21 protein-coding genes are annotated in these 25,282 nt (G+C 62.3%); 8 read left to right on the forward strand and 13 right to left on the reverse strand.

From position 1 onward, the window contains the following. Nucleotides 1–26 precede the first annotated feature (26 nt). The 8 genes from istB to dnaA form a co-directional block, all read right to left on the reverse strand. A complete protein-coding gene (gene istB / locus EX20_RS00320; RefSeq protein WP_006397350.1) occupies nt 27–776 on the reverse strand; it encodes an IS21-like element IS408 family helper ATPase IstB in 750 nt (249 codons plus the stop codon). Between the two features lie 16 nt (nt 777–792). Then, nucleotides 793–2,349 carry an IS21-like element IS408 family transposase gene (gene istA / locus EX20_RS00325; RefSeq protein ID WP_011875599.1) on the reverse strand — a complete coding sequence of 519 codons (1,557 nt, stop codon included), beginning with the start codon at nt 2,347–2,349 and terminating at the stop codon, nt 793–795. A 243-nt stretch (nt 2,350–2,592) separates the two neighbouring features. Next, a complete protein-coding gene (locus tag EX20_RS31660) occupies nt 2,593–6,762 on the reverse strand; it encodes a DUF1998 domain-containing protein (RefSeq protein ID WP_131929136.1) in 4,170 nt (1,389 codons plus the stop codon). Next, nucleotides 6,759–7,576, reverse strand: a protein-coding gene (locus EX20_RS29805) for an IS5 family transposase (protein ID WP_231572231.1) whose coding sequence is annotated in 2 segments (ribosomal slippage) — nt 6,759–7,228 and nt 7,228–7,576 — 819 coding nt in all. Because the reading frame shifts where the segments join, the coding sequence is not laid out codon by codon here. Before EX20_RS29805 ends, EX20_RS31660 begins: the two co-directional genes overlap by 4 nt. A gap of 32 nt (nt 7,577–7,608) precedes the next feature. Beyond that, the gene (locus tag EX20_RS30015; RefSeq protein ID WP_072465349.1) at nt 7,609–9,300 is read right to left on the reverse strand and encodes a DEAD/DEAH box helicase; all 1,692 of its coding nucleotides are present in this window, start codon (nt 9,298–9,300) and stop codon (nt 7,609–7,611) included. A 490-nt stretch (nt 9,301–9,790) separates the two neighbouring features. Next, entirely contained in the window at nt 9,791–12,265 is a 2,475-nt protein-coding gene (gene gyrB / locus EX20_RS00340) for a DNA topoisomerase (ATP-hydrolyzing) subunit B (RefSeq protein ID WP_011882717.1), read from the reverse strand. 193 nt (nt 12,266–12,458) lie between these two features. After that, nucleotides 12,459–13,565: a DNA polymerase III subunit beta gene (gene dnaN, locus EX20_RS00345; protein ID WP_011882716.1), complete on the reverse strand. Its 1,107-nt coding sequence runs from the start codon at nt 13,563–13,565 to the stop codon at nt 12,459–12,461. Nucleotides 13,566–13,733: 168 nt separating this feature from the next. After that, nucleotides 13,734–15,311, reverse strand: coding sequence for a chromosomal replication initiator protein DnaA (gene dnaA / locus EX20_RS00350; RefSeq protein ID WP_011882715.1), 1,578 nt, complete (start codon nt 15,309–15,311; stop codon nt 13,734–13,736). Nucleotides 15,312–15,732: 421 nt separating this feature from the next. Here dnaA and rpmH point away from each other — a divergent pair, with 421 nt between their 5' ends. The 4 genes from rpmH (at nt 15,733) to yidC (ending at nt 18,359) form a co-directional block, all read left to right on the forward strand. Then, nucleotides 15,733–15,867 (forward strand): 50S ribosomal protein L34, encoded by a 135-nt coding sequence (rpmH, locus tag EX20_RS00355; protein WP_004198824.1) that lies wholly within the window; start codon nt 15,733–15,735, stop codon nt 15,865–15,867. Nucleotides 15,868–15,882: 15 nt separating this feature from the next. Beyond that, nucleotides 15,883–16,344: a ribonuclease P protein component gene (rnpA, locus tag EX20_RS00360; RefSeq protein ID WP_011886458.1), complete on the forward strand. Its 462-nt coding sequence runs from the start codon at nt 15,883–15,885 to the stop codon at nt 16,342–16,344. 75 nt (nt 16,345–16,419) lie between these two features. Then, nucleotides 16,420–16,686 (forward strand): membrane protein insertion efficiency factor YidD, encoded by a 267-nt coding sequence (yidD, locus tag EX20_RS00365; RefSeq protein ID WP_011886457.1) that lies wholly within the window; start codon nt 16,420–16,422, stop codon nt 16,684–16,686. Nucleotides 16,687–16,694: 8 nt separating this feature from the next. Then, complete coding sequence (gene yidC, locus EX20_RS00370; protein WP_011886456.1) at nt 16,695–18,359, forward strand: membrane protein insertase YidC; 1,665 nt, start codon at nt 16,695–16,697, stop codon at nt 18,357–18,359. Between the two features lie 117 nt (nt 18,360–18,476). Here yidC and EX20_RS00375 read toward each other — a convergent pair whose 3' ends face one another. Beyond that, a complete protein-coding gene (locus tag EX20_RS00375; protein ID WP_034192444.1) occupies nt 18,477–18,914 on the reverse strand; it encodes a transcriptional regulator in 438 nt (145 codons plus the stop codon). A 336-nt stretch (nt 18,915–19,250) separates the two neighbouring features. Here EX20_RS00375 and mnmE point away from each other — a divergent pair, with 336 nt between their 5' ends. Further along, a complete protein-coding gene (gene mnmE, locus EX20_RS00380) occupies nt 19,251–20,645 on the forward strand; it encodes a tRNA uridine-5-carboxymethylaminomethyl(34) synthesis GTPase MnmE (protein WP_034192445.1) in 1,395 nt (464 codons plus the stop codon). A gap of 92 nt (nt 20,646–20,737) precedes the next feature. Here mnmE and EX20_RS33125 read toward each other — a convergent pair whose 3' ends face one another. The 4 genes from EX20_RS33125 to EX20_RS32395 all read right to left on the reverse strand — a co-directional run bounded on the left by EX20_RS33125 (nt 20,738) and on the right by EX20_RS32395 (nt 23,009). After that, nucleotides 20,738–20,860 carry a hypothetical protein gene (locus EX20_RS33125; protein WP_256976788.1) on the reverse strand — a complete coding sequence of 41 codons (123 nt, stop codon included), beginning with the start codon at nt 20,858–20,860 and terminating at the stop codon, nt 20,738–20,740. Nucleotides 20,861–21,008: 148 nt separating this feature from the next. Further along, complete coding sequence (locus EX20_RS00385) at nt 21,009–22,367, reverse strand: sensor domain-containing diguanylate cyclase (RefSeq protein WP_034192446.1); 1,359 nt, start codon at nt 22,365–22,367, stop codon at nt 21,009–21,011. A gap of 113 nt (nt 22,368–22,480) precedes the next feature. Then, nucleotides 22,481–22,729: a DUF2795 domain-containing protein gene (locus EX20_RS00390; RefSeq protein WP_034192447.1), complete on the reverse strand. Its 249-nt coding sequence runs from the start codon at nt 22,727–22,729 to the stop codon at nt 22,481–22,483. Nucleotides 22,730–22,838: 109 nt separating this feature from the next. Further along, on the reverse strand, nt 22,839–23,009 hold the full coding sequence (locus EX20_RS32395; RefSeq protein WP_006489933.1) for a hypothetical protein: 171 nt from the start codon (nt 23,007–23,009) through the stop codon (nt 22,839–22,841). Between the two features lie 151 nt (nt 23,010–23,160). Here EX20_RS32395 and speG point away from each other — a divergent pair, with 151 nt between their 5' ends. From speG to EX20_RS00410, 3 genes are all read left to right on the forward strand, one after another. After that, complete coding sequence (gene speG / locus EX20_RS00400; RefSeq protein ID WP_011886450.1) at nt 23,161–23,703, forward strand: spermidine N1-acetyltransferase; 543 nt, start codon at nt 23,161–23,163, stop codon at nt 23,701–23,703. Nucleotides 23,704–24,192: 489 nt separating this feature from the next. Next, nucleotides 24,193–24,540, forward strand: a complete 348-nt coding sequence (gene sap1 / locus EX20_RS32400; protein ID WP_011886449.1) for a surface attachment protein Sap1 — start codon at nt 24,193–24,195, stop codon at nt 24,538–24,540. Between the two features lie 177 nt (nt 24,541–24,717). Beyond that, the gene (locus tag EX20_RS00410) at nt 24,718–25,272 is read left to right on the forward strand and encodes a YaeQ family protein (protein ID WP_014723888.1); all 555 of its coding nucleotides are present in this window, start codon (nt 24,718–24,720) and stop codon (nt 25,270–25,272) included. The last annotated feature ends 10 nt before the right edge of the window (nt 25,273–25,282 follow it).

A 25,282-nucleotide genomic window follows, 5' to 3' on the forward strand; every position in this document is an offset into this window, starting at 1 on the left:
ATGGATTATAGCGACGGTGATCACGATCAGGCGTCAGCGGACTCGGATTTCGTTTTCTTTCTCATCGAATCGCCCTTGACCGGAAGCTTGTGGGCCTGATGCACGAGCCGATCGAGAATCGCATCGGCGAGCGTGGGGTCCTGCAGCCACGCGTGCCAGTGTTCGAGCGGCAACTGGCTGGTGATCACAGTCGAGCGCGTACCGACACGATCATCAAGTACCTCAAGCAGATCATTGCGCGCCGCCTGGTCGAGATCCTGCAAGCCCCAATCGTCGAGGATCAGCACATCAATCTTCGCGAGTTGCGCAAGCCGACGTGTGAAGCTGCCGTCGCCGTGCGCGATTTTCAGCTCTTCGAACAGCCGCGCGACGCGCACATAGAACACGGAGAAGCCCTGCCGGCACGCCTGCTGGCCGAACGCGCAAGCGAGCCACGTCTTGCCCGCGCCGGTGGGGCCGGTCAGGATCAGGTTCTGAGCATTGCGCACCCAGTCGCAGCCGGCGAGCGTGGCGACGATGCGCTGGTCCAGCCCACGGGTTTGCCGGTATTCAATGTCTTCGACGCAGGCCTGTGGGTTCTTGAGCTTCGCGGCGCGCAGCAAACGTTCGAGTCGTCGCGTATCACGCCAGGCCAGCTCGCGATCTACGAGCATGCCCACGCGTTCCTCGAATGACAGGCTGGTGCTTGCCGTGAGCGTTGACTGCTCCTCGAACGCGCGAGCCATGCCGTCCAGTTTGAGCGCCTTTAGCTGGGTAAGGGTGTGCTGCATCAACATCGTGACCTCCTTCGGGTCAGTGGTAGTAGTCGGGGCCGCGCACGTTCTCGTGCTCGGGCGAGCGCCATTCGGCGGGCGTGGTCGGGAGCGAGGGCTGCAGGTCAAGTCCCGCTTCCAGGATTGACAGCACGGAGCGACGCGTGGGCGAGCCGATCTTCAATGCACGCTGGCATGCGGCCTCGAGGCGGTGTTTGCCGTACTTGCGCGCGAGCGAGAGAAGACCGAGACAGGCGCGATAGCCCATCTCGGGGTGAGGTTTGTTGGTCAGCAGATGCCGCACGACAGCCTCGGCGCCGGGGCCGACGGATGCGCCCCAGTTGAGCAGGCGCCCAGGCGTCCATTCCATGTGCGCGCGATGCGCAGCCGGCATGTGTTCGGCGATGGTCGTGTGTTTGCCTTTGAGGCGCGAGCGAGCGTGCGCAGCGACACGCTTGCCGCCATGCAGGATCTCTACGCCGTGGCGTGTGATACGCGCCCAGACCTCCTGCCGTGCGAGGCTATGCGGGACGCTGTAATAGTGGCCGCCGACATCGACGTGGTAATCGATGTTCACACGGCACTTCTGGAAGGTGGCGATCTCGTAGCGACGCACGGGCAACGGGCGCAGGACGGGTTGGTCCAGCCGTTCGAACCATTCACGCCGGTTGCCTTCGAGCCGCTTGAACGGGCGCTGGTTTAGGTCGGCGATCAGTTCTGCAATCGCCTTGTTGAGTTCAGCCAGACTGTAGAAGCGATAGTGGCGCAGTCGGGCCAGCACCCAGCGCTCGACGATCTGCACGCCGACTTCGACCTTGGCCTTGTCCTGCGGTTTGCGCGGACGCGCCGGCAGCATCGCGGTGCCGTAGTGGTTCACGAAGTCCTGCGTGGTCGTGCCGAGTCCGGGTTCGTAACGGTCGGGTCGCGCGATCAGCGCCTTCGGGTTGTCGGGCACGAGCAGCTCGGGCACGCCGCCAATGAACTCTAGCGCATCGCACAGGCTGCCGATCCAGTCCGCCATCGTCTCGGTGCGCGTCGCGCACGCGAACGTGTAGTTGGATGCGCCGAGCACGGCAACGAACACGTGCGCCTCGAACTCGACGCCGCCATCGCTCGCCAGGACCGGCACGGTGGGACCCGCGAAGTCCGCGAACAGCTTCTCGCCGGCGCGGTGCTGCTGACGCATCGAGCGCTTGATCGACTTCGCCCAGTCCTTGTACTTCTGGCAGAACTGCGTGTAGCGGTACGTCCGCTGGCCGGGGTTCGCTTCAGCGTATTCTTCCCACAGCAGTTGCAGCGTCACGCCCTTGCGGCGCAGCTCGCGATGCAATGCCGTGTAGTCGGGCTCGATGCGTCGCGTCGTCGTCGCCGCGGCATTGGTTGCCGCAGGCCTCAGGCGCGCGTCCAGTTCGTCGTCGGACATTGCTTCGGCTGCCGCCCAATCGAGTCCCGCCTGGCTGGCTTGGGCCGCGAACTTCGAGACGGCACCGACGCTGATGCCGATAGCCCGGCTGATCTGCCGATGCGTCAGGCCACACGCCCACTTTAGTCGCAGGACTTCCTTCAATTTGCGCATGCTCATCCGAGGTGTCGGCATCGGCACTTCTCCCGCAAAAAAGGGAGCAGGCTAACGCCGTCGGTGAATACATGCGCAACGCCACCGCCAGACTCAAACCCGGATTACGTTCCGGTTACGTGATCACCCGTTTCGGTCCCGTGATCGCTCATTCCGGCATCGTGATCACGCGTTTCGGAAACCTGTGATCAGCGATCACGATCAACCGAAACGGGTGATCACGATCATTCGGAATCCATGATCACGATCCGCCGAAATGCGTGATCACGTTCGCCGGAATACGCACACTAGCAATTGGTCCAGATAGCGATCGGTCGCTTTGCGCCCCCGAGCGAAAGCACGCTGTGAACCTGGTTGCTCTCGAATGAGAGGGTGGCTGATGACTAATGTTCGCCCGCCATGCTGCGGCAGGCTCAATACGCCATCCAGGCTGCGCACAACCTCTTCGCCGGCATCGATTAAGTCGGTCTGTAGGATATCTAGGAGTCGATCCTCTACAGACTCGGGAATCCAGGGACGCTCACCATAGAGAATATGGCGTAGAAATGTCGCACCTAGATGCCGATCGAGATCAGCATGATCCCAGCGATTCTTGTGTGATCGGAGGCAAGCATAGCAAGACGATGAGCACTGGCATCGTTCCAAGAGGTTTAACGCCCGTGTAAGCAATGCTCCTGGATCGCGTGCCGCAGATCGGACAAAACCTGCACCGCCGGGCGCCGTGTCATAAAGAAACACCTCGACTTGACTTCCTCGAGCACCGCCCTCGTTGAGGGCAGCACGATGCCCCCCTCCGATGTCAGCCGCATCAATGTCTAGCAGACCAGCTGCTGCGATGCTTAGCGCTTCTGCAATCGTTGTTAACACGATGCGACCGACGGTCGAACCCGCGGGCACCTGAAGATCCGGTGACAAGCGAAATGAAAACAGCGCGATGTCAGTTAAGAACTCGTGACCCAGCACAATCGCTCTTCCGCGGCCATCGCACAGCTCGGGTTGTTTGCCATTGTTGGGATATGGACGCCGGTGAGGTTTTGTTAGCTGGCCCTCGGCCCAACCGGTTGGTTCCGTTCTTCCACATGTCGGGCAGTACAGGAAGCCGGTTTCTGAACTACCTGCTTTGCGGACACCGAGGTTAGTTACCATCAATGTTTGTTTTGCGGCCCAGGCGCCAAAGCCGCTACCATCCGCGCGCTTGAGTTCCCCCAGTTCCTGGTGCAACTCGAAATGGGGTGCACTCAGTTTTGCGCGTGTGGGGCGTGTTGCAAGCGGTGTTTCGTCACCCGCAAGTTCGAACTGGTCATCATAAGGATGAGCAAATCCCACTGGGACAACCCAGCGTTCTGCTGGCCCCATACCTGCCTTTTTCTTGCAAGCGGGACAATCTTCGGTATCTCCCCGGCGATGATTGTCGTTGGGGTCTTCGAGTTTCGCGTAGCCGCAGCGACCGCATTCATAGTAGAGCCTCTGGGCCCGATAGGCATTGATGCGATCCTTTTGGAATCCAGAGTAAATTGCCATCGAACGAAACTTCTGACCATCAACCCAGACTTCTCGTCCGGGCGCATATTGGCTGAGCGCCTGTGTTAAACCGGCTTGCGGAGAATATGCGATTTCCGCTCGATAGCGGGTGCTGGATGAATCAAATACCGTGAAGGAGACGACGTCGGTTGGAAAGGCATAGCGGGGCAGTATCGCCTTTGCGAAAAGACGATCGAGGAGGTTCTGCGGCTTCAACGGAGCTTCGGGATTTTCATCCATGCTTTCGCGCACTTTTTCGATCCGCGTGTCATTGCGTGGCGGCTCGAATAAATCCTCGTCGCCGCCGTAATCCTCGAGGCCGAAGTCGAACGCTGGCCCTTCTTTGATCGTGACAGCGGTGTCCGCTGGCATGAGTGAAATTTCGCTTTCTCCAGCACCCGCTGCCTCTAGTGCTTGTAAAAGCTCCAGCGGCAGTGTCGAGAAGAAACGTTCGTGATCTCCTTCAATCGCCTCCCGCGGGATCACATCACGAAGTGCAGCGTCCACGATTTCTGCATTGGCCGCGAGCCAGCCCTTCAAACCGGAAAACGTGAAGCCATCAGGGTTGGGAAGGCGAAATTCGGATAGTTTGCCGAGTGACTCGAATATATTCGAGGCCTGAACGTCGCCATCGGCTACGGTCGTTTCGACTCGTTCTTGCTGGAAGAGCGACAGTATGAGTGCGAAGGCATGGCGTTGCACAATCTCACGATTGTCGAGATTGAGAACTGGGTCTGGAACCGGCCCTCCAACCATTGTCTGAGGATCAGCAAAAAAGCGTTGATCGTGGCTGTCTGAGCCAGCAAACGTCAGTACTGTTGAAAGCGATGAGCCGCGACGCCCAGCACGCCCCGCTCGCTGTTGATAGTTCGCACGTCCCGGAGGCACATTGCGCAAGGCAACGGCGGTGAGGCTGCCGATGTCGATGCCGACCTCCATGGTCGTGGTGCAACTTAGGACATCGACTGCACCCGCACGCTCGCCACGAGGTCCCGGGACATCGAGATCTTGGAAGCGCAACTCATACCATTCAGCTCGTGAGAAGGCCTGATCCTGCCCCGCATCGTTTAGTTGAGCGGTATGTTCTTCTGCGACAAAGGGATAGGGAACGTATCCTTGATGGCTTTCGGCCTCAAATCGTTCAACTAGTTTGCGATAGAGATACTTTCGGGTGCGAAAAACTGTGTCCTTGCGCGGATCGAGTGCGTTCGTCGCCTCTCCGCATTGGACGCAAGTGGCACCCATCAGCCGATTTTCAGGCTGTGCTAGCGTGCAATGTCCACAGCGGCGCCATGTGACTTCTTGCTCGGGCCGCAACCGAACCTTGGCGGCATTTATGAAAAAGCCTTGTGCGTTGTGGTTCTGTGCAAAAGTGTTAGTTAAAAAATCTATCCAACTTGCATCAGGCTGAGCATTCGCGCCGAATTGCGTGCGATGCCACTTTGCACCAAAAAGGCTCTCAAGCACTTTGGGAAAGCGACCATTGATCCTCTTAAGTTGCGGTCCCTCACGTGAATCGATCCATTCACTAGGTGTGCCCTCGACCAAAACGGCCCCGTCTGCGAGTGACAAAGTAACCCATAGATCTAGCAGCGCACGACGCTTCTCTTCGTCAGTCCCTTCGCCAGCGGGAGGGACAGCCAAAGCATTGAGACGTTTGATTTGATTGTCCGTCAGGAGCGCCTGAGGAGCAGCCAGGGCGAGCGGCAACAACCCAGTGTGTCGATTCGCAAGAACCCGTGCGAGCGGCGCGCGGACGGACTTGACGTGAGTCTTGTTGAGAGTCGCCGCTAGGTCTCGAAATTCGGCAAAATCACCGCCTTCCTTCGCGAACGTGCGTACTTTTCGGAGATCGCGGGCGAACTCGTCGTGCTCAGTTCCTGGCAGACGGAAGTTCACGTCATACTGGGAGCATGCGTATAGGATCGCGGGATATGCATTTCCAAGCGCGACAGATTCACCGAAGCGCTGCTCGAGTAACTTCAGGCCGGCGAGGAGAAGAGGTCGAATACTGTCCTGGAGAGAGAAGTCCTTGAGTTTTCCTGACAGGCGAGAAGCTGCTTGCCGGCCATCAGAGAAGATAAGCGATTTGCGTCCCTTAAGTGGCGAAGTGGCTTCCGGACGTGCTGGTTGATCCAGAAGTTGAACGCTGATGAGTTCCTGAAACGGTTCATCACCTTTAGTCTGGTGATTCATGATCTGTGATCCATAACCGTCACAGTGAGGACATCTCTCAAAATGCCCTGGCTCCACATCTTTCGCCGGGCGTGGAAGCCAGATCTCTCGAGCGTTTGAGGATGTGGAGCCAATCCGCCCGGTCACTGGGTCAAGGAAGGCGGTTGTGCAATATTTGTCGGCGTTGGAGCCAGGATCCTCCAACAAAATCTGTACTGGCCGGACTATTCCATCAACATCCTCGAGGCTGCCGACGTCTTCGGCCCATAAGAAATCTGGCTGGCTAGGGTTGAGAGCGTAAGCTTGAAAATAGGCAACCCCGCAATCGCGACAGGTGTGAACTTCGAACACACGAGCGCCGCATCCACACTCTCGCGTTGATTGCGGATAGAGCATGCCGGTAGGGCCCGGCTGTAAATCCGTCGGCAATTTTGCGCAAGCATTGTGGGCGCACCCCCAAAGGCCGGGAAGGCCGCGGAAAAAAGCATGCACACGTGCGGCCAACAAGGGGGGGCCGTCCGGCTCTACCTTTGCATACGACGAGAGTTCGAGCAGGGCATCCGTTGCCTTTGTACGGATATCGGGCGAAATCTCACCTTCGAAAAGCATCGCGCCGATCTCATCGATTGCGATCGGTGCAAGTGGTTGGGTTGTAAGTCCATCTTCCCCGGAAATTGCGCCACCGGTTAGATTTACCAACCGTCCAACAACGGGAAGATCCTTTAGAGACCGTTTCAAAAAGACTGCTCCGTACGTCTGAAGATGTTCCAGCAGACGAGGGAGCAACCGAGTTTGAGGAATGCTTCGTGAATGTCGGCGCGACGCTCAAAGCGAATGCGAAGACGACGAAAGTTGTGGAGCCATGCGTGAGTCCGCTCGACCACCCAGCGAAATTTACCGAGACCACTGCCGTGCTCGGTTCGGCGCTTTGCGATCACCGGCTTGATGCCACGTTCGCGAAGTTTCCGGCGGTGTGGTTCGGAGTCGTAGCCGCGATCGGCGTAAATGACTTTGGGCTTCCGAAGCGGCCGGCCACGTACGCCGCGAATCGGCGCAATCGCATCGACAAGCGGCAGCAACTGGGTGACATCGTTGCGGTTCGCGCCAGTCAGGATCGCGGTGACGGGGACGCCGTTTGCGTCGACGAGGATGTGGTGCTTGGAACCGGGTCGCGAGCGATCCGTGGGGTTCGGGCCAGTTTTTCGCCCGCCCCAACGGCTCGCACCGACGATGAATCGACGGCTGCGCGTGAGAAATCGAGCTGGCCGGCCTCGCGTAACTTCGCGAGCAGCAGCTCGTGCAGCCGGTCCCACACGCCGGCTTTTTGCCAGTCCCGCAGGCGACGCCAGCAGGTCGGGCCGGAACCAAATCCCAACTTGATCGACAGGTCGCACCAGCGTATCCCGGTCTTGAACACGAACAGGATGCCGTTCAGTGCCGCCCGGTCCGAAACAGGGCGGCGGCCTGGATATTTCTTGCGTCGCGGCTTTGGCGGCGGCAGCAAAGGTTCGATCAATGCCCACAGTTCGTCATCAATGATCGGCGTGCCCATCCCCTTACTTCCTGTTGTTCAGATGGCCAAGGTTAACAGCTTGCCGAAAAGGTTAACAGCCCCCTCGGGGTCTTTTTGAAATGGTCTCTTAGTGCCGCATGAACCGCTCGCTGTAGCCCGTCGCGGACGACCAACTGTTGACCGTCGTTAATTATCAGGTCAGGTTTGTCTACCGATTGCCCAACACTGATACCGTCAATCGCTGTAACTTCAGTAATCGCCAGAAAGGAGGCCGAAGTTTCGGCTTTTCCATGTGAAGGAACAGAAACGGCTTCCTTGACAGGGCAAAGCATGGCATCGACGCCCCTGATATATACGATTGCATCTTTCGACGCAGACGATGCTAGAGCAAACCGCCTTTCGACAAGCGCGCCCTGTCGGAACGTGAGTAGAGGACGTAGAGCTTCGATCCGTTGAGCGGCGTCAGTATCTTTGAGCTGTGTTACCTGGCACGCGGCGAGTGCGGACGCAAGCGTCAAGTCACCCGGGCCCGATGGATGTCGGGCATGCTTGCTGCCTTGTAGCACCTCGATCTTGTCGGCTTCACGACCGACGAGGTCACCGATGAAATGGCGTGCCGCATCGCCGTCCGAAAAGGACGCGCTAGTCGCAATAACTTGTAGGCGATCGGGCGAGAGCCCAAGCCTATTGCGCAGGCGCCGAATTAGGAGCGCAACTTCGGTACCACTTGCTCCTCGATAAAGGTGTGCTTCGTCGAGTACAAAAAGCAATTTCTCTTCTGGATGAGCTTCGAAAAATGCCCTGGTGTGTTCGAAGATGGGGCGTTCGATCGGCCTCAAGAGCATGTACTCGAGCATCGAATAGTTTGTGATCAGCAAATCGGGCGGCTGATCCTGCACCTCATGACGCAGTAAGAGTTCTGCGTCTTCTGGGCGCTCGATTGCGCGTTGAAACTTCTGGTCGGGGCCAAGCCACGGTTTGCCGCTGCCGAGCCATGCCGTCATGCCATTTTCGACGTCGTCGTAGCTCGGTTTAGCCGGCCAGCGACCTAGTGATCGCAGTGCCTGGATCTGTGCCTCAACGGCTTCGTCGGTTTGTGCCTCTCGTTCGAGATCACGATAGAAATTGAGACTCTTTAGGCGCTGCTTGTTGCGTTCCTCAGTCCTTTGTCCCGGATAAAGGGAGCGGCCTGTGTATCTGGCGAACTTTGCCGGCCGTCCCGCGTGTTCCGTGAACCATGAGCGCACCGTCGAGGCTCCAAAGAGTTTTCGGAGACGTCCTAACTGGTCATTTACCAGTGCGTTCATGGGATACAGAATGATCGAACGAACAGCGCGCTGAGCAAACTGCTCCGGTCGACTCGCGGCTTCGTCCGCCAATTTCATCAAGATCGGCAAGAGAAAGGTTTCTGTTTTGCCTGATCCCGTACCAGTGGTCGCCAATATGCATCGGCCGGCCGAATCGGCGATGATCTCTAGTGCTTCGGCCTGGTGCGGATAGGGGGGATCAAAAGCGAGCCTTCCACCCTCAAGGGTGCCGAGATAGCTCAGAAAATCTCGGGCGTGTTGCGGAATTGCGAGATCGGCAAACTTTCGACTTCCCTGGTAAAGGGGGGTGCTTTCGAGATAGGCTCGTTGGGAGATTGTGCCTTGCTGATCGAGAATGATGCGGCGCAGATCGACAAGGCTTGGGTGTGAAATGTGGTAGGTCGCTTCGATATAAGCGCTCAACGCATGATGCAGATTTTGTAGTTCTCTAAACATTCAGCCCCCGAATGCGAGCATCTGCCCGCGATCACCGAACATTCGCAACGGGTTGCAGGTGGCGATTTCCCTCGATTTGGCCGTCTGCCATCGTGCTACCGTGGCGCTCTATAGAATTTGTTATCGATCCGCGTCTCCGCCCTGGCAAGGTTTTGCGGAACTTTGTTCCGGGTGGAGTAGTGGCCACCTCGCCTATCCGAGCACTAAGCGCATCAGGACATCTGATGGCTCGCCCGTTACGCTTGGCAGCACACCTTTTCTTGTTGTTCTTGCTCGGATCAAGTCCGAGGTTGAGTGTTACGCGCGTCTGACCTCACAAACGGTCCAACCCGCCTAGATTCGTAGGCATTTTGTCAGCACCAGGGCGATCACTGGTGTGTCTGGCGTACGCGGTCCAACGTAGGCCAGTCGCACCAACTTCGTCTCCCAGTCGCAAAACTGTGGCGCCAGTCGCACTTACTCTGGCGCCCTACGCCTGCAGAAGGAAAAATCAAACATCAATATTCCCCGCCCGCAACGCATTCGACTCGATAAACGCCCTACGCGGCTCGACCTCGTCCCCCATGAGGGTAGTAAAGATCCCATCCGCCGCGATCGCGTCTTCGATCTGCACGCGCAGCAGACGCCGCACGGTCGGATCCATGGTCGTTTCCCACAGCTGCTCGGGGTTCATCTCCCCGAGTCCCTTATAACGCTGCTTCGAAACGTTCCGCTCAGCATCCGCCAGCAGCCACTTCATCGCGCTCTTGAAGTCGGTCACGGCCATGCTGCGCTCACCGCGCTTGATCACCGCACCGGCCTGGATAAGCCCTTCGAACGTCTTGGCAGTAGTCACCAGCTGCTGATAATCCGCCGTATGCTGGAACTCTTCATCGATGACGGAAACGCGCACGTTCCCGTGATGCGCCCGCTCGACGCGCAGCGACCGCAGCTCGCGCACCGGATCATACGAAGGCACCACCCGCACTTCATTCTTTAGCGTCTCGTCATGCAGCGCCGCATGCAGAGCCTTAGCCGAAGCCTCCGTCGATTCCTCGCTGGAAAGATCGATCGAAACCCCGTCCATGATCGCCTCGAGCGCGGCCGGGTCATACAACCGGCTCAACCGCCCGATGACGCTCTGCGACAGCAGATACGACCGCGCCAGCTCGCCGAGCGCATCGCCTGAAATCGCCGCGCCGTTCTCGCTAGGCACCAACTCCGACCCTTGCAGCGCCAACCGCAGCATATGCGCGTTGAGCTCCGCGTCGTCCTTCAGATACCGCTCGTCCTTGCCGGCCTTGATCTTGTAAAGCGGCGGCTGGGCGATATACACGTACCCGCGCTCGACCATCTCCGGCATTTGCCGATAGAAGAACGTGAGCAGCAGCGTCCGGATGTGCGCACCGTCGACGTCCGCGTCGGTCATGATGATGATGCGGTGATAGCGGAGCTTGTCGAGGTTGTAATCGTCCTTGCCGATGCCGCATCCGAGCGCGGTCACGAGCGTGACGATCTGTTCCGACGACAGCAGCTTGTCGTAGCGCGCCTTCTCGACGTTGAGCACCTTACCGCGCAGCGGCAGAATCGCCTGGAACTTGCGATCGCGGCCTTGCTTGGCCGAGCCGCCTGCCGAGTCACCCTCGACGATGTAGATTTCGCACTTCGCCGGATCCTTCTCCTGGCAGTCCGCGAGCTTGCCCGGCAGGCCGACGCCGTCGAGCACGCCCTTGCGTCGCGTCATCTCGCGCGCCTTGCGGGCAGCATCGCGCGCACGCGCAGCTTCGACGATCTTCCCGCAGATGATCTTCGCGTCGGTCGGCGTTTCGAGCAGGAATTCTTCGAGCGCCTTCGCGACGACTTCCTCGACCGGCGCCCGCACTTCGGACGACACCAGCTTGTCCTTGGTCTGCGAGCTGAACTTCGGCTCCGGCACCTTCACGGACAGCACGCATGACAGCCCTTCGCGCATGTCGTCGCCGGTCGTCTCGACCTTCGCCTTCTTCGCGATTTCGTTGTCGGTGATGTACTTGTTGATGACGCGCGTCATCGCCGCGCGCAGGCCGGTCAAGTGCGTGCCGCCGTCGCGCTGCGGAATGTTGTTCGTGAAGCACAGCACGTTTTCGTTGTAGCTGTCGTTCCACTGCATCGCGACTTCGACGCCCACGCCGTCCTTCTCGCCGTTGGCGAAGAACACGGTCGGGTGCAGGTTGGTCTTCGTCTTGTTGATGTACTCGACGAAGCCCTTCACACCGCCGGCGAACGCGAAATCGTCTTCCTTGCCCGAACGCAGGTCGGTAAGACGAATCCGCACGCCGTTGTTCAGGAACGAGAGCTCACGCATCCGCTTCGCGAGGATGTCGTAGTGATACTCGACGGTCCCGAAGATCGTCGGATCGGCCATGAAATGCACTTCGGTGCCGCGGTTCTCGGTGTCGCCGGTGACGAGCATCGGCGACACTTCGACGCCATCGACCTGCTCGAGCACACGATCCTGTGCGATGCCGCGATGGAACTCCATGAAGTGCTTCTTGCCGTTGCGGCGCACGGTGAGCCGCAACCAGCTCGACAGGGCGTTCACGCACGACACGCCCACGCCGTGCAGCCCGCCCGACACCTTGTAGCTGTTCTGGTCGAACTTGCCGCCCGCATGCAGCTCGGTCATCACGATCTCGGCGGCGCTGCGCTTCGGCTCGTGCTTGTCGTTCATCTTCACGTCGGTCGGAATCCCGCGGCCGTTGTCGGTCACGGAAATCGAGTTGTCGGCGTGAATCGTCACGTGGATGTCGTTGCAGTACCCGGCCAGCGCTTCGTCGATCGAGTTGTCGAGCACCTCGAACACGAGGTGGTGCAGACCGGTGCCGTCCGACGTGTCGCCGATGTACATCCCGGGGCGCTTGCGCACCGCTTCCAGACCTTCGAGGATCTGGATCGACGAGGCGCCGTAGCTGCTGTTATCGGGTTGCGTATTGTGCTGTTCACTCATGGATATCTTCCGGTTCTGCGAGGCCACTCTCGTGGCGGCGCGGTGCGTTTCAGCGAGGAGAAATCGCCGGCCGCTCCAGTTTCCTGGCTCGCCCCCGGCGCGCAAAAGACGCCAAAGGGACGGGTTGTCGGTTCGCCATAAAAACGCCAAAGGGGCTTGCCGCCCCCTGGTGTGTATCGCGATGTCGAGCGCGTCAGATGCGCATCGGCATCACGACATACTTGAATTCGTCGTTCTCGGGCACGGTGATCAGCGCGCTCGAGCTGGCGTCGCCGAGGCTCACCTGCACGGTGTCGACCTTCAGGTTCGCGAGCACGTCGAGCAGATACGTGACGTTGAAGCCGATGTCGACGGTGTCGCCCTGGTACGCGATTTCGAGTTCTTCCTGCGCCTCTTCCTGATCGGCGTTGGTCGACATGATCTTCAACTGGCCCGGCGCGATGATGCAGCGCACGCCCTTGAACTTGTCCGAGGTCAGGATCGCCGCGCGTTGCAGCGAACGCTGCAGCTCTTCACGGCCGATCTCGAACGTGTTCTTGTGCGCCTTCGGGATCACGCGCTGGAAGTCGGGGAACTTGCCCTCGACCAGCTTCGACACGAGCTCGACGCCGCCGAAGGTGAACTTCGCCTGCGTCTGCGCGATGTCGATGGTGACGGTGTCGTCGATGTCCTCGAGCAGGCGCTGCAGCTCGAGAATCGTCTTGCGCGGCACGATCACTTCCTGGCGGCCGAACGTGCCGCCTTCGATCTTCATCGACGAGAACGCGAGGCGGTGGCCGTCGGTGGCCACGGCCATCAGCTGGTCGCCGTCGACGACGAGCAGCATGCCGTTCAGGTAGTAGCGGATGTCCTGCTGCGCCATCGCGAAGTGCACCATGCCGAGCAGCTGGCGGAACGACTTCTGCGGGACGCTCAGGCTCGCGGCGAAATCCTTCGCCTGCGCAACGGTCGGGAACTCGTCTGCGGCGAGCGTCTGCAGCGCGAAGCGGCTCTTGCCGGACTGGACGGTCAGCCGCTTGTCGGCGAGCGACAACGTGACCTGGCCGTCAGGCATCGCGCGCAGGATGTCCAGCAGCTTGCGGGCCGCGACCGTCGTCGCCACCTGGTCGCCGCCGACGCCGAAATCGGCGCGCGTGGTGATCTGCAGCTCCAGGTCGGTCGACAGGAAAGAAACGTCCGGGCCGTTCTTGGTGATCAGCAGGTTGGCGAGGATCGGCAACGTATGGCGGCGTTCGACGATGCCGCTGACCGTTTGCAGCGGCCTGAGGAGGGTGTCTCGTTCGGTCTTGACCAGTTGCATAGAGTTCCTTCGTTGAGTAACGGCCTGCAGCGCAGCAGCCTCGCAGCGCCCCGCCAGCCGGGCTCTTGGCCCGCCGCCGCCGGGGCGGTCAAACCTGTATTGTGCCTCAAAACCGAACCGCCCCAATTAAATTGGGGCGGAGGCCGAATTATCAAGCGCGCGCGGCGTTCAGCCCTTCAGCGTCTGCTCCAGCACGTGCAGCTCGTGGTTCAGCTGCGCGTCCTTGCCGCGCTCGTCGGCGATCTTGCGTACCGCGTGCAGCACGGTGGTGTGATCGCGCCCGCCGAACAGCTCGCCGATCTCGGGCAGGCTCTTCTGCGTCAGCTCCTTCGCCAGGTACATCGCGATCTGCCGCGGCCGCGCGATGTTCGCGGGACGCTTCTTCGAATACATGTCGGCGACCTTGATGTTGTAGAAGTCGGCGACGGTCTTCTGGATGTTCTCGACCGAAATCTGCCGGTTCTGCACGGTCAGCAGGTCCTTCAGCGCTTCCTTGGTCAGCTCGATCGAGATCTCGCGGCCGTGGAACTTCGAATACGCGAGGATCTTGCGCAACGCGCCTTCGAGCTCGCGCACGTTCGAGCGCAGATGCTTCGCCACGAAGAACGCGACGTCCTCCGACAGGTTCACGCCCTCGGACTGCGCCTTGCGCATCAGGATCGCGACGCGCATTTCCAGCTCGGGCGGCTCGATCGCGACGGTGAGGCCCGAGTCGAAGCGCGAGATCAGGCGATCGTCGATGCCCGAGATCTCCTTCGGATACGTGTCGCTGGTGATGATCACCTGCGCCTTGTTCGCGACCAGCGCCTCGAACGCGTAGAAGAATTCCTCCTGCGTGCGCGACTTGCCGGAGAAGAACTGGATATCGTCGATCAGCAGCAGGTCGAGCGAGTGGTAGTAGCGCTTGAAGTCGTCGAACGCCTTGCGCTGATACGCCTTCACGACGTCGGACACGTATTGCTCGGCGTGGATGTAGCGGATCCGCGCGCCGGCCTTGTCGAGCAGCAGCTGGTTGCCGATCGCATGGATCAGATGGGTCTTGCCGAGGCCGACGCCGCCGTACAGGAACAGCGGGTTGTACGAGATTCCCGGGTTGTGCGCGACCTGGATCGCGGCGGCGCGCGCGAGCTGGTTCGCCTTACCGGTCACGAAGTTGTCGAACGTGAGCACCGGGTTCAGCTTCGAGCGCTCGTACATCGAATCGGCTTCGGCGCCGTTTGCCGGCGCGGCGCCGGGGCCCGGGCGCCAAGTGCGGCGGCCGGCCGCCGCTTCGTGCGCGGGCAGGCTCGGCAGGTCGATGTCGGCGTCGTCGCCGTGCAGGTGGTGTGCGGCGGCCGCCGACGGCGTCAGCGGCACGTCGGCCGGCGCGCTCGGCGCGGCCGATGCATGTGCGGTCAGGTTTGCGGCAATCGCGGCGACCGCCGCGGCGGGGCCGTTCGGCGTGAGCGGCATGCGCGGCGCGGCCGGAGCGACGCCCGCGGGCGCGCCGCGCATGCCGGCCTTCGGATCGAGGACGAACTGGACTTCGATCGGCGTATTCCAGAATTCACGGGCCAGATCGGCGATGCGGCCCGAAAACTGGCTCTTGACCCAGTCCAGCTTGAAGCGGTTCGGCGCGGCGATGGACAGCGTGTTCGCCGACGCATCGAAGGCCACCGGGGCCAAGGGTTTGATCCACGTCACGTACTGCTGGGGCGTCAGCTCGCGCTCCAGCAGTGCGGAACAGTGTTGCCAGAAATCGTTCATCAAGTAGCTGTCGTTTTTTGCGTGCACAGGGCAGCTCGCCGGCGCCCTTGTCGCGGTCGCGTGACAAGGCCCGAAGCGGTCGTGCGAGCGTGCGTCGGGCGCCTGCGTCACAGTGGCGGACGGGCAGGCGAACACCGAAGCGGCGTGCGGGATTCTTGGAGATAAGGCGAGATTCTAACGCCAAACGCAGCCACAGCGGGACTTATCCACAGGCTGCGGCTGTGGGGTGCGGGGCCGGATCGGAACGGGTCGGCACAGGCGGACGACTCGTAAAGTATTGACCGTCAAGAGAAAAACGGTTTAAATAGCGGGTTCCGCGAAAACCAATCCTGTATTCCCGGCGATTGCGTTCGCCCGAATGCCTACGGTTAAGGGCACGCGGTCCCCTGAATTTCGACATTCTCGAACAAGTGAGAACATCATGAAACGTACTTACCAACCGTCCGTGACGCGCCGCAAGCGCACCCATGGCTTCCGTGTCCGCATGAAGACTGCAGGCGGCCGCAAGGTCATCAACGCTCGCCGCGCGAAGGGCCGCAAGCGCCTCGCCATCTAAGGCAGGTTGCGCGCTGTGTCCGCCGTCCGCAGTGCCGCGGAAGGTGCCGTCGAGCCGGGTGCGAATCCGTCGCAGACGAAAGCCGCCTTCCCGAAAGCTGCGCGACTTCTGAAAACGGATGAATTTTCATCCGTTTTTCGTTTGCGCCCCTGGCGGCGCTCCGCGCACTTCGTGATCTACGGCAAGCCGACCGGCCAGCCCGCCCGTCTGGGGCTCGTCATCGGCAAGAAGTATGCGCCGCGTGCAGTGACCCGCAACCTCGTGAAGCGGCTGGCGCGCGACGCGTTTCGCCTGCGCCGGGCCGAATTCGCCGGCTACGACCTGCTGCTGCGGCAGCACACGCGCTTCGACAAGAAAGCGCTGCCGAGCGCGGCGTCCGCCCCGCTCGCGGCGATGTGCGCGGCCGAAATCCGCGAGCTGCTCGACAGGGCGGCCCGGGAGATCGCGCGCCGGGCGTCGAAGCCCGCGTCCGAGTGACGCATCCGTCCGTGGTGCGGCGTGCGCGCCCGCCCGGCCGGTTTTGACGCGGCGTCTCACGGCGCCGCCCAAGGTATGAAAACGGTATTGATCGCGTTGCTGCGCTTCTACAAGGTTGCCGTGAGCCCGATGCTCGGCGACCGCTGCCGTTTTTATCCTTCCTGTTCGGATTACGCGCGCGAGGCAATCCAGTATCATGGCGCCGCGCGCGGCACGTATCTCGCCGTCAGGCGCGTGTGCCGATGCCATCCGTTTTCCGCGGGCGGCATCGACCTCGTCCCGCCGCCCAACTCCGACATTCGCGCTCGCGGCGAAGCCGACGCGCGGTCCCATCGACTCTGAGACAACGCATGGATATCAAACGCACCGTCCTATGGGTGATCTTCTTCATGTCAGCTGTCATGCTGTACGACAACTGGCAGCGCGACCATGGACGCCCGTCGATGTTCTTCCCGAGCGCCACGCAGACGGCCCCCGCGGCCGCGAGCGGCGCATCGGGCACGGGCGCGACGACGACCGCAGGTGAAGCGCCCGCCGCAGCGGCAGCCGGCGCCGCGCCGGCGACGACGGCACCGGCCGCGCAGGCGCAGCTCGTGAAGTTCTCGACCGACGTGTACGACGGCGAAATCGACACGCGCGGCGGCACGCTCGCGAAGCTCACGCTGAAGAAGCAGGGCGACGGCAAGCAGCCGGACCTGTACATCACGCTGTTCGATCACACGGCCGGCCACACGTATCTGGCGCGCACGGGCCTGCTCGGCGGCGACTTCCCGAACCACAATGACGTGTACACGCAGCTGAATCCGGGCGCGACATCGCTGACGGGCGACCAGAACACCCTGAAGCTGTCGTTCGAGTCGCCGGTGAAGGGCGGCGTGAAGGTCGTGAAGACCTACACGTTCACGCGCGGCAGCTACGTGATCGGCGTCGACACCAAGATCGACAACGTCGGCACCGCGCCGGTCACGCCGACGGTCTACATGGAGCTGGTGCGCGACAACACGGCGGTCGAAACGCCGATGTTCTCGCATACGTTCCTCGGGCCGGCGGTCTACACGGACGCGAAGCACTTCCAGAAGATCAACTTCAGCGACCTCGACAAGAACAAGGCCGACTACGTGAACTCCGCCGACAACGGCTGGGTCGCGATGGTGCAGCACTACTTCGCCTCGGCATGGATTCCGCAGCAGGGCGTGAAGCGCGACATCTACGCGGAAAAGATCGATCCGTCGCTGTATCGCGTCGGCGTGAAGCAGCCGGTGGCCGCGATCGCGCCGGGCCAGTCGGCCGACGTGCAGGCGCGCCTGTTCGCCGGTCCGGAAGAAGAGCGCATGCTCGAAGGCATCGCGCCGGGCCTGGAGCTGGTGAAGGACTACGGCTGGGTGACGATCATCGCGAAGCCGCTGTTCTGGCTGCTCGAGAAGATCCACGGCGTGGTCGGCAACTGGGGCTGGGCGATCGTGCTGCTGACGATCCTGATCAAGGCCGTGTTCTTCCCGCTGTCGGCCGCGAGCTACAAGTCGATGGCGCGCATGAAGGAAATCACGCCGCGCATGCAGGCGCTGCGCGAACGCTTCAAGAGCGATCCGCAGAAGATGAACGCCGCGCTGATGGAGCTGTACAAGACCGAGAAGGTGAATCCGTTCGGCGGCTGCCTGCCGGTCGTGATCCAGATTCCGGTGTTCATCTCGCTGTACTGGGTGCTGCTCGCGTCGGTCGAAATGCGCGGCGCGCCGTGGATTCTGTGGATTCACGACCTGTCGCAGCGCGATCCGTTCTTCATCCTGCCGGTGCTGATGGCCGTGTCGATGTACGTGCAGACGAGCCTGAACCCGACGCCGCCGGACCCGGTCCAGGCGAAGATGATGAAGTTCATGCCGATCGCGTTCTCGGTGATGTTCTTCTTCTTCCCGGCCGGCCTGGTGCTGTACTACGTCGTGAACAACGTGCTGTCGATCGCGCAGCAGTACTACATCACGCGCAAGCTCGGCGGCGTAAAGAAGAAGCCGGCCTGAGGCCCGTTGCACGCGCGGGCGGTCCGGCCGCTCGCGATGCACGTAAAAAAACCGCATGGAGCGATCCATGCGGTTTTTTGTTTTGGGCGCGGCCGCTGCCGGTTCGGCTGCTGACGTTCAGGCCTTTTTCGCGTCGGCTTTCGCATCGCCGCCGTAGAACTGCTCGATCAGTTCCTGAACGAGGTAGCGCTGATGCGGCGCCAGCGCCTCGATCTTCGACGCGAGTTCGATCGTTTCCGCAGTCGGCGGATAGCGCTCGTCGCGCGGCAGCGGTTGCGGCGTCGCGTGCTCGTTCAGGCTCGGCGACGGCCCGTAGTGCAGCCAATGCAGTTCGACGCGCAACCAGCTGGCCAGCGTTTCGAGTTTGTCCGGCGTGGGAATCGTGCGGCCCGTCAGCCACTTGTGCGCGGTTTGCGGCGAAACCGGCTGCTCGCCGCGGTGGCGCAGATTGAAGCGGTTCGCGAGTTCCGTCGCGCCAGTGACCTTCTCCGGGCTGCGCCGCAGGGCGAATTTCAGGCGTTCCGAGAACGCAGCTTTTTCTTCGGGTGTCGGCATGGGGTGATTGTGCAATTCCCCTGTTGCTTATCAGACAACCGCACGGGCTAAACATAGCCTGTTCAGACGAATCCCATCCTGTCGACGTATGCGCAATGGAATTGGGGATCCGAGCGTTCGCCCGTTCTGGTGGGCAGACGTGTCCGAAACAAGCAGGCTAGGTCAGGCTGTGTTGGTACTCGACTTATCCCTGGCGGGATAAATTCGGCCGAGTTCGAGGCCCACGCAACGGGCGGTGGCATGAGGGCCGGCACGCTACAATGCCGGCGTCCTGCTGCCCAAAGTGTTGTACGGGCGCAGCATTCACCGTCCGCTCACCAGATTCATCCGACTCCCATGCTCGCTACCGATTCCGATCCGATCGTCGCCATTGCCACTGCCGCCGGCCGGGGCGGCATCGGCGTCGTCCGCGTGTCGTTCGGGCGCGGCGGCGAGGCGGCCGCGCAGGCGTTGAGCGACGCGTTGTGCGGGCAGCGGCTCGCGCCGCGCCACGCGAGCTACGTGCCGTTCGTCGACGCGCATGGCGCGCCGCTCGACCGCGGGATCGCGCTGTACTTCCCCGCGCCGCATTCGTACACCGGCGAGCATGTGCTCGAGCTGCAAGGTCATGGCGGGCCGATCGTGATGCAGCTGCTGTTGCAGCGCTGCCTCGATGCCGGCCGCGACTTCGGGCTGCGGCTCGCGGAGCCGGGCGAATTCACGCGTCGCGCGTTCCTGAACGACAAGCTGGACCTCGCGCAGGCCGAGGCCGTCGCCGATCTGATCGAAGCGAGTACCGAGGCGGCGGCGCGCTCGGCGGGCCGCTCGCTCGACGGCGCGTTCTCGCGGCAGATCCATGCGCTGGTCGAAGACGTGATCACGCTGCGGATGCTCGTCGAGGCGACGCTCGATTTCCCCGAAGAGGAAATCGACTTCCTCGAGGCGGCCGATGCGCGCGGCAAGCTCGCGAAGATCCGCGAGCAGCTCGCGCATGTGCTCGGCGACGCGCGGCAGGGCGCGCTGCTGCGCGAGGGCCTGTCGGTGGTGCTCGCGGGGCAGCCGAACGTCGGCAAGTCGTCGCTGCTGAACGCGCTCGCCGGCGCGGAGCTGGCGATCGTCACGCCGATCGCGGGCACGACGCGCGACAAGGTCGCGCAGACGATCCAGGTCGAAGGGATTCCGCTGCACATCATCGATACGGCCGGCTTGCGCGAGACCGAAGACGAAGTCGAGCGGATCGGCATCGCACGCACGTGGAGCGAGATCGAGCGCGCCGACGTCGTGCTGCATCTGCTCGATTCGCGTACGGGGATGACGCCGGAGGACGAGACGATCGCCGCGCGCTTTCCGGACGGCGTGCCGGTCGTGCGCGTGTTGAACAAGACCGACCTGACCGGCGTGCCGGCGTGCGTCGAGCATCCGGCGGCGGCAGGCGATCTGACGGAAGTGCATCTGTCGGCGAAGCGCGGCGACGGCATCGACATGCTGCGCGCGGAGCTGCTGCGGATCGCCGGATGGCAGGCGGGCGCCGAAGGCGTCTATCTGGCGCGCGAGCGGCATCTGATCGCGCTGCGCGCGGCGCAGGAACATCTGGCGCAGGCGGCCGATCACGCGGAGCAGCGCGCGCAGTCGCTGGATTTGTTCGCGGAGGAGTTGCGGCTCGCGCAGGAGCAGCTCAATGCGATTACGGGGGAATTTACGTCGGACGATCTGCTGGGGGTGATTTTCAGCAGGTTTTGTATCGGCAAGTGACCGGTTCCGAGGCCGGCTGCTGCGAGCCAATCGCCGGCCTCGGCCCGCCGCGCCGCTCAGGTCCGCCGCGAAGCGGCCGGACCTTCACGCAATCAATCCCAATGACGATGGTGATGGTAATACCCGTCACCGTAATACCCGCCACCATCAGGCACCACGATGCAGCCGCTCAACAGCACGGCTACACCGGCAATCAGCAAAAGGGTTTTCTTCATCGTGCTCACCTGCGCGGATTCGAGATGAATCGAGCATAGCGAGCGCGGTCGGCACCGGCTGTAAGCGATCGTTTCGCCGAACCGCAATCGGTAACGGCGGATTATTCCGGTCACATTGACCGTAACAACTGCGATTCCTCCGACGTTTTCACCCCATCACCACGCAGTTGCGCCCCGCATCCTTCGCGCGGTACAGCGCGCCGTCGGCGGCTTCGATCAACGCATCGGGTGTCGACAGTTCATCGGCCGACACGGTCGCGCAGCCGATGCTGACGCTCACGCGGCCCGTCGGCGACGAGGGCATCGGCAGGTCGAGCCGCAGCACGGCTTCGCGTGCTTCGTCGGCCACGATGCGCGCCCCGCGCGCGCCGGTGTTCGGCAGCACGATCGCGAACTCTTCGCCGCCGTAGCGCGCGACGATGTCGGCCGGCCGCCGTACCGCGCCCGCCAGCGCCTGCGCGACCGCGATCAGGCACGCATCGCCCTTCACGTGACCGAACGCGTCGTTGTATGCCTTGAAGTGATCGACGTCGACCATCAGCAGCGACAACGGCTCGCTCTGCCGCCGCGCCTGCAGAAACAGCGTATGAAAATGATCGTTGAAGTGACTGCGGTTGAACGCGCCCGTCAGCCCGTCGCGTGCCGATGAGCGCACGAGCGTCGTGTGGGCCTCGAACAGCTGCTGATACAGCTTCGTCACTTCCCAGGCGAGCACGCAGACCAGCACGCCGGGCGTGAACATGCTGAACACGCGCGCGAGATACCAGCCGACCGTGAAGCGATGAGTCGTCAGCAGATTCAGCGTCGTGTCGGTGACGCAGGCGAGCATGGCGATCGCGAGCCACAGGTCGAGCGTGGTGCGCAACCGGCCGGCCGCCAGCACCGTCACCAGCGCGAGCGCATTGGCGATCCACACCGCGAGCCCGATGGCGTTCACGGGCAGCAATGCGGCGGCGTCCGGCGGTTGCAGCGCGGGCGGCAACGCCACGTTCAGCGCGAGCACACCGAGCAGCGCCGCCGCGACGGCCGGTCCGCCGACGAGGACGAGCGCCCACAGGCGCGTCTGCGCCGCGCCGGCGGGCACGCGCGTGAACCGCTCGCGCGCGACCAGCGCGGCCATCACGAAGCACGGGAAGCCGGTGTGCCAGAAGACCCACATCCACGCGGCGCTTTGCGGGCGCGCGCCGAGCAGGCCATGCGGCGCGAACACACCGGGGAAGGTGAGCAGCTGCAGCGCGACGGCCAACGCGGTGAACGCGTAAGCGCCGCCGAGCGCACCGAGCACGGGTTGGCGCGTGACGGTGAATTGGGCGCCGAGGAAGAACGCCGCGATGCTCGCGGTGGTGAACACGGTGAGCGCGCACATCGGCATGAACGGCTCGACGGCCGGCAGCGCGACGTTCGCCTGCGGCACGGCGATCGCGAGCGCGAGCACGATGACGAGCGCCGTCAGTGCGCCGAACCACAGCTGACGGCCCGTCGTATGCTGGATCAGGATGCCATCCATCGCGCCCCCTGCGCTCTCGTGCCGGAACGCCCGGCTCGATGCCGGGCGCGGCCATGCATCCGGCCGCGGTGCGACGGGTGCGGCCCCGATCCTATCGCGTTATTGGTGCGCGCTCAAACGCCCAGGCCCGGCCCGTAGTTGCCGGCGACCAGACGGGTGACTTCGTCGACGCTCGCGTAGTCCTGTTCCGGGAGGCCATCCAGCATCGACAGCACTTCGTTGCTCGCGCCGGCGTCGCGCGCGGCGTCGACGAGCGCATCCTTGTTCGCCGGGTAGCGAACGGTCGCGAGCACGTCGGCGATCTGCAGGTCGATCGCTTCGGCGGGGATATCGTGGGAAGGCAGAACAGGTTTGTCGTTCACAGCGGAGTCTCGTGGGTTGAGCGGCAATGGGTGGTCATGAGGGCACGGCAACGGCGCCCGCATCGCTGCGGGCGACCGGCCGCCGGACGCAAACCGCACGGCGAGCGATTCAATGGCCGCGTCGCACGCGACGCCACGGATGTTTCCAGTCGATGTGCGGCGCGTTTTCGTCGCGCGGATGCTGGCGCCGGTGCTCCTGCCACAGTTCATCGGAGAACAGCGCGGCCACGATCACGAGTGGCAGTACGAGGAAGATGCCGAGTATGACTTGCTCGATCACGATAGCCTCCGTGCAGTGGCAGGAACCGTCCTATCCATTCTAGGCTCTGAGCTTCACCCGCGGTCAACTTCTTACAGTGCGGAACGCGGCGTTAGAACGTCGCGTCTCAGCGGCGTTTCGCGCGTACGCAGGCATCGAAAAGGAAACCAACATGCAACTCCAGAACGACAAGCACACGCTCGCGCTACGGCCGCTCGAGCGCCAGGATCTGCGCTTCGTACACGAACTCAACAACGACGCGAAGATCATGCGCTACTGGTTCGAGGAACCGTACGAAACCTTCTCCGAACTGTCGCAGCTGTACGATCGCCACGTGCACGATCAGCGTGAACGGCGTTTCGTCGCGGTCGATGCGCGGGACGACCTGGTCGGCCTCGTCGAGCTGATCGAGCTCGACTACATCCACCGCCGCGGCGAATTCCAGATCATCATCGCACCGCAATGCCAGGGCCGCGGGTACGCGGGGCAGGCCACGCGGCTTGCGATCGAATATGCATTCAAGGTGCTGAACCTGCGCAAGCTGTACCTGATCGTCGATACGTCGAATGCGGCGGCGATTCACGTGTACGAGAAATGCGGATTCCAGCACGAAGCGGAATTGAGGGAAGAATTTTTCGGAAACGGGTCTTATCACAACGCGTTTCGGATGTGCATCTTCCAGCGGGACTATTTCGAACGGCAGCCGGCCGACTGAATAACCGTCGGTAAAAGCGGAAAATGCGCGGTGGCGGATGGACCGCCTGGGCATGCGGGAAAATACGGATAAATACGCGCGCGCTTATAGCTGGCATTTTTCTTGTTAGCGGATTTTGTGCTGCGGCAATGCGATAAATTCATATCGTTGTCCGCGACTTTATGTGCGTTGCACCAATCAGGTCGCGCGACTGAAATGAATTATCCAAACCGTTCATGCGGCACGGCGTAATTCAGCTGAAAGGGTTGCTGGATAACGCTGCAGGCGGGGCGCCGCGGCGTCGCGTGCCGTACCGGATAATCCGGCACCCGGCCGCGGACCGCCAAAAATCAGGTGTGCGCCGGGTGCGACAATCCGCCGCTATTGCGATCGCACAACAAATGTGCTTGCTATCGCTTGCCGGTCTTCTAAAGTGAAAAACGCGGGTGCGCGATCACCTTTAAACACATAGCTAAACCAGGCTGGCGCCCGCAAGCATGGAGACAGAACATGATGAAGCGAACCGGTATTCTTTTTGCGGTCGTCGGCGCATTTTGCGCGGTGTCGGTGGCTCAGGCCGGCGGCGATTCGGCCGTCAAGCCGACGCAGGAAATCCAGCTGACGAAGAATGCATGGGGTTGCCTGTCGAAGGACAATCTGGACTCCGTACTGAGCCACGAGCGTGACGGCCAGTCGCAGGCGAAGCAGCAGTACTTCGACGACTACCGTTGCCTGTCGGTGCCCGAAGGCCAGCGTTTCCGCGTGGTGTCGGTCGACCAGGGCGACGTGCAGTTCGTCAGCGCCGAGAACAGCGATCAGCAAGGCCTCTGGACCGACTCGCGCTTCGTCAAGCAGTAACCGCACGCGTTCCTCTCGCACCCGCACGCCGGCGCCGCAGCGTCGGCGGCGCGGCTCGACCACGGCCCGGTTCCCGCCGGGCCGTCGTGCTGTGACGCTGCCGCCCGGCGACGCACGCCGCGCATTCGGTATCATCACGACCCGACCGAACCGAATGCCCGCCCGGGCCGCATCCGCATGGCGCTGAAATCCACGATCTACAAAGCCGAACTGCAAATCGCCGACATGGATCGGCATTACTACGCCGATCACGCGTTGACGGTGGCCCGTCACCCGTCGGAAACCGACGAGCGGATGATGGTGCGCATCGTCGCGTTCGCGCTGTTCGCGCACGAGCGCCTCGAATTCTGCAAGGGGCTGTCGGACGTCGACGAACCGGACCTGTGGCAGAAGGACCTCACGGGCGCGATCGACGTATGGATCGAGGCCGGCCAGCCGGACGAGCGGCGCATCGCGAAGGCGGCCGGCCGCGCCGGCCAGGTCACGGTGATCGCGTACGGCGGCAAGACCTCGGACATCTGGTGGCAAGGCGTGCGCAGCAAGGTCGAACGGCTGCGCAACGTGCAGGTGCTGTCGCTCGACGACGGTGTCGCGGCAGCGCTCGGGCGCCTCGCGGAGCGCACGATGCGCCTGCAGTGCACGGTGCAGGACGGCGCCGCCTGGATCTCGAGCGCCGACCACGATCCCATCGCAGTCGAATGGACGGTGCTGAAGGCGCGCGGCGACGCGTGACGGCCGACGC

Origin of the sequence: Burkholderia sp. WP42 (assembly GCF_000745665.1) — a bacterium.
GTDB classification, from domain to species: domain Bacteria; phylum Pseudomonadota; class Gammaproteobacteria; order Burkholderiales; family Burkholderiaceae; genus Burkholderia; species Burkholderia vietnamiensis.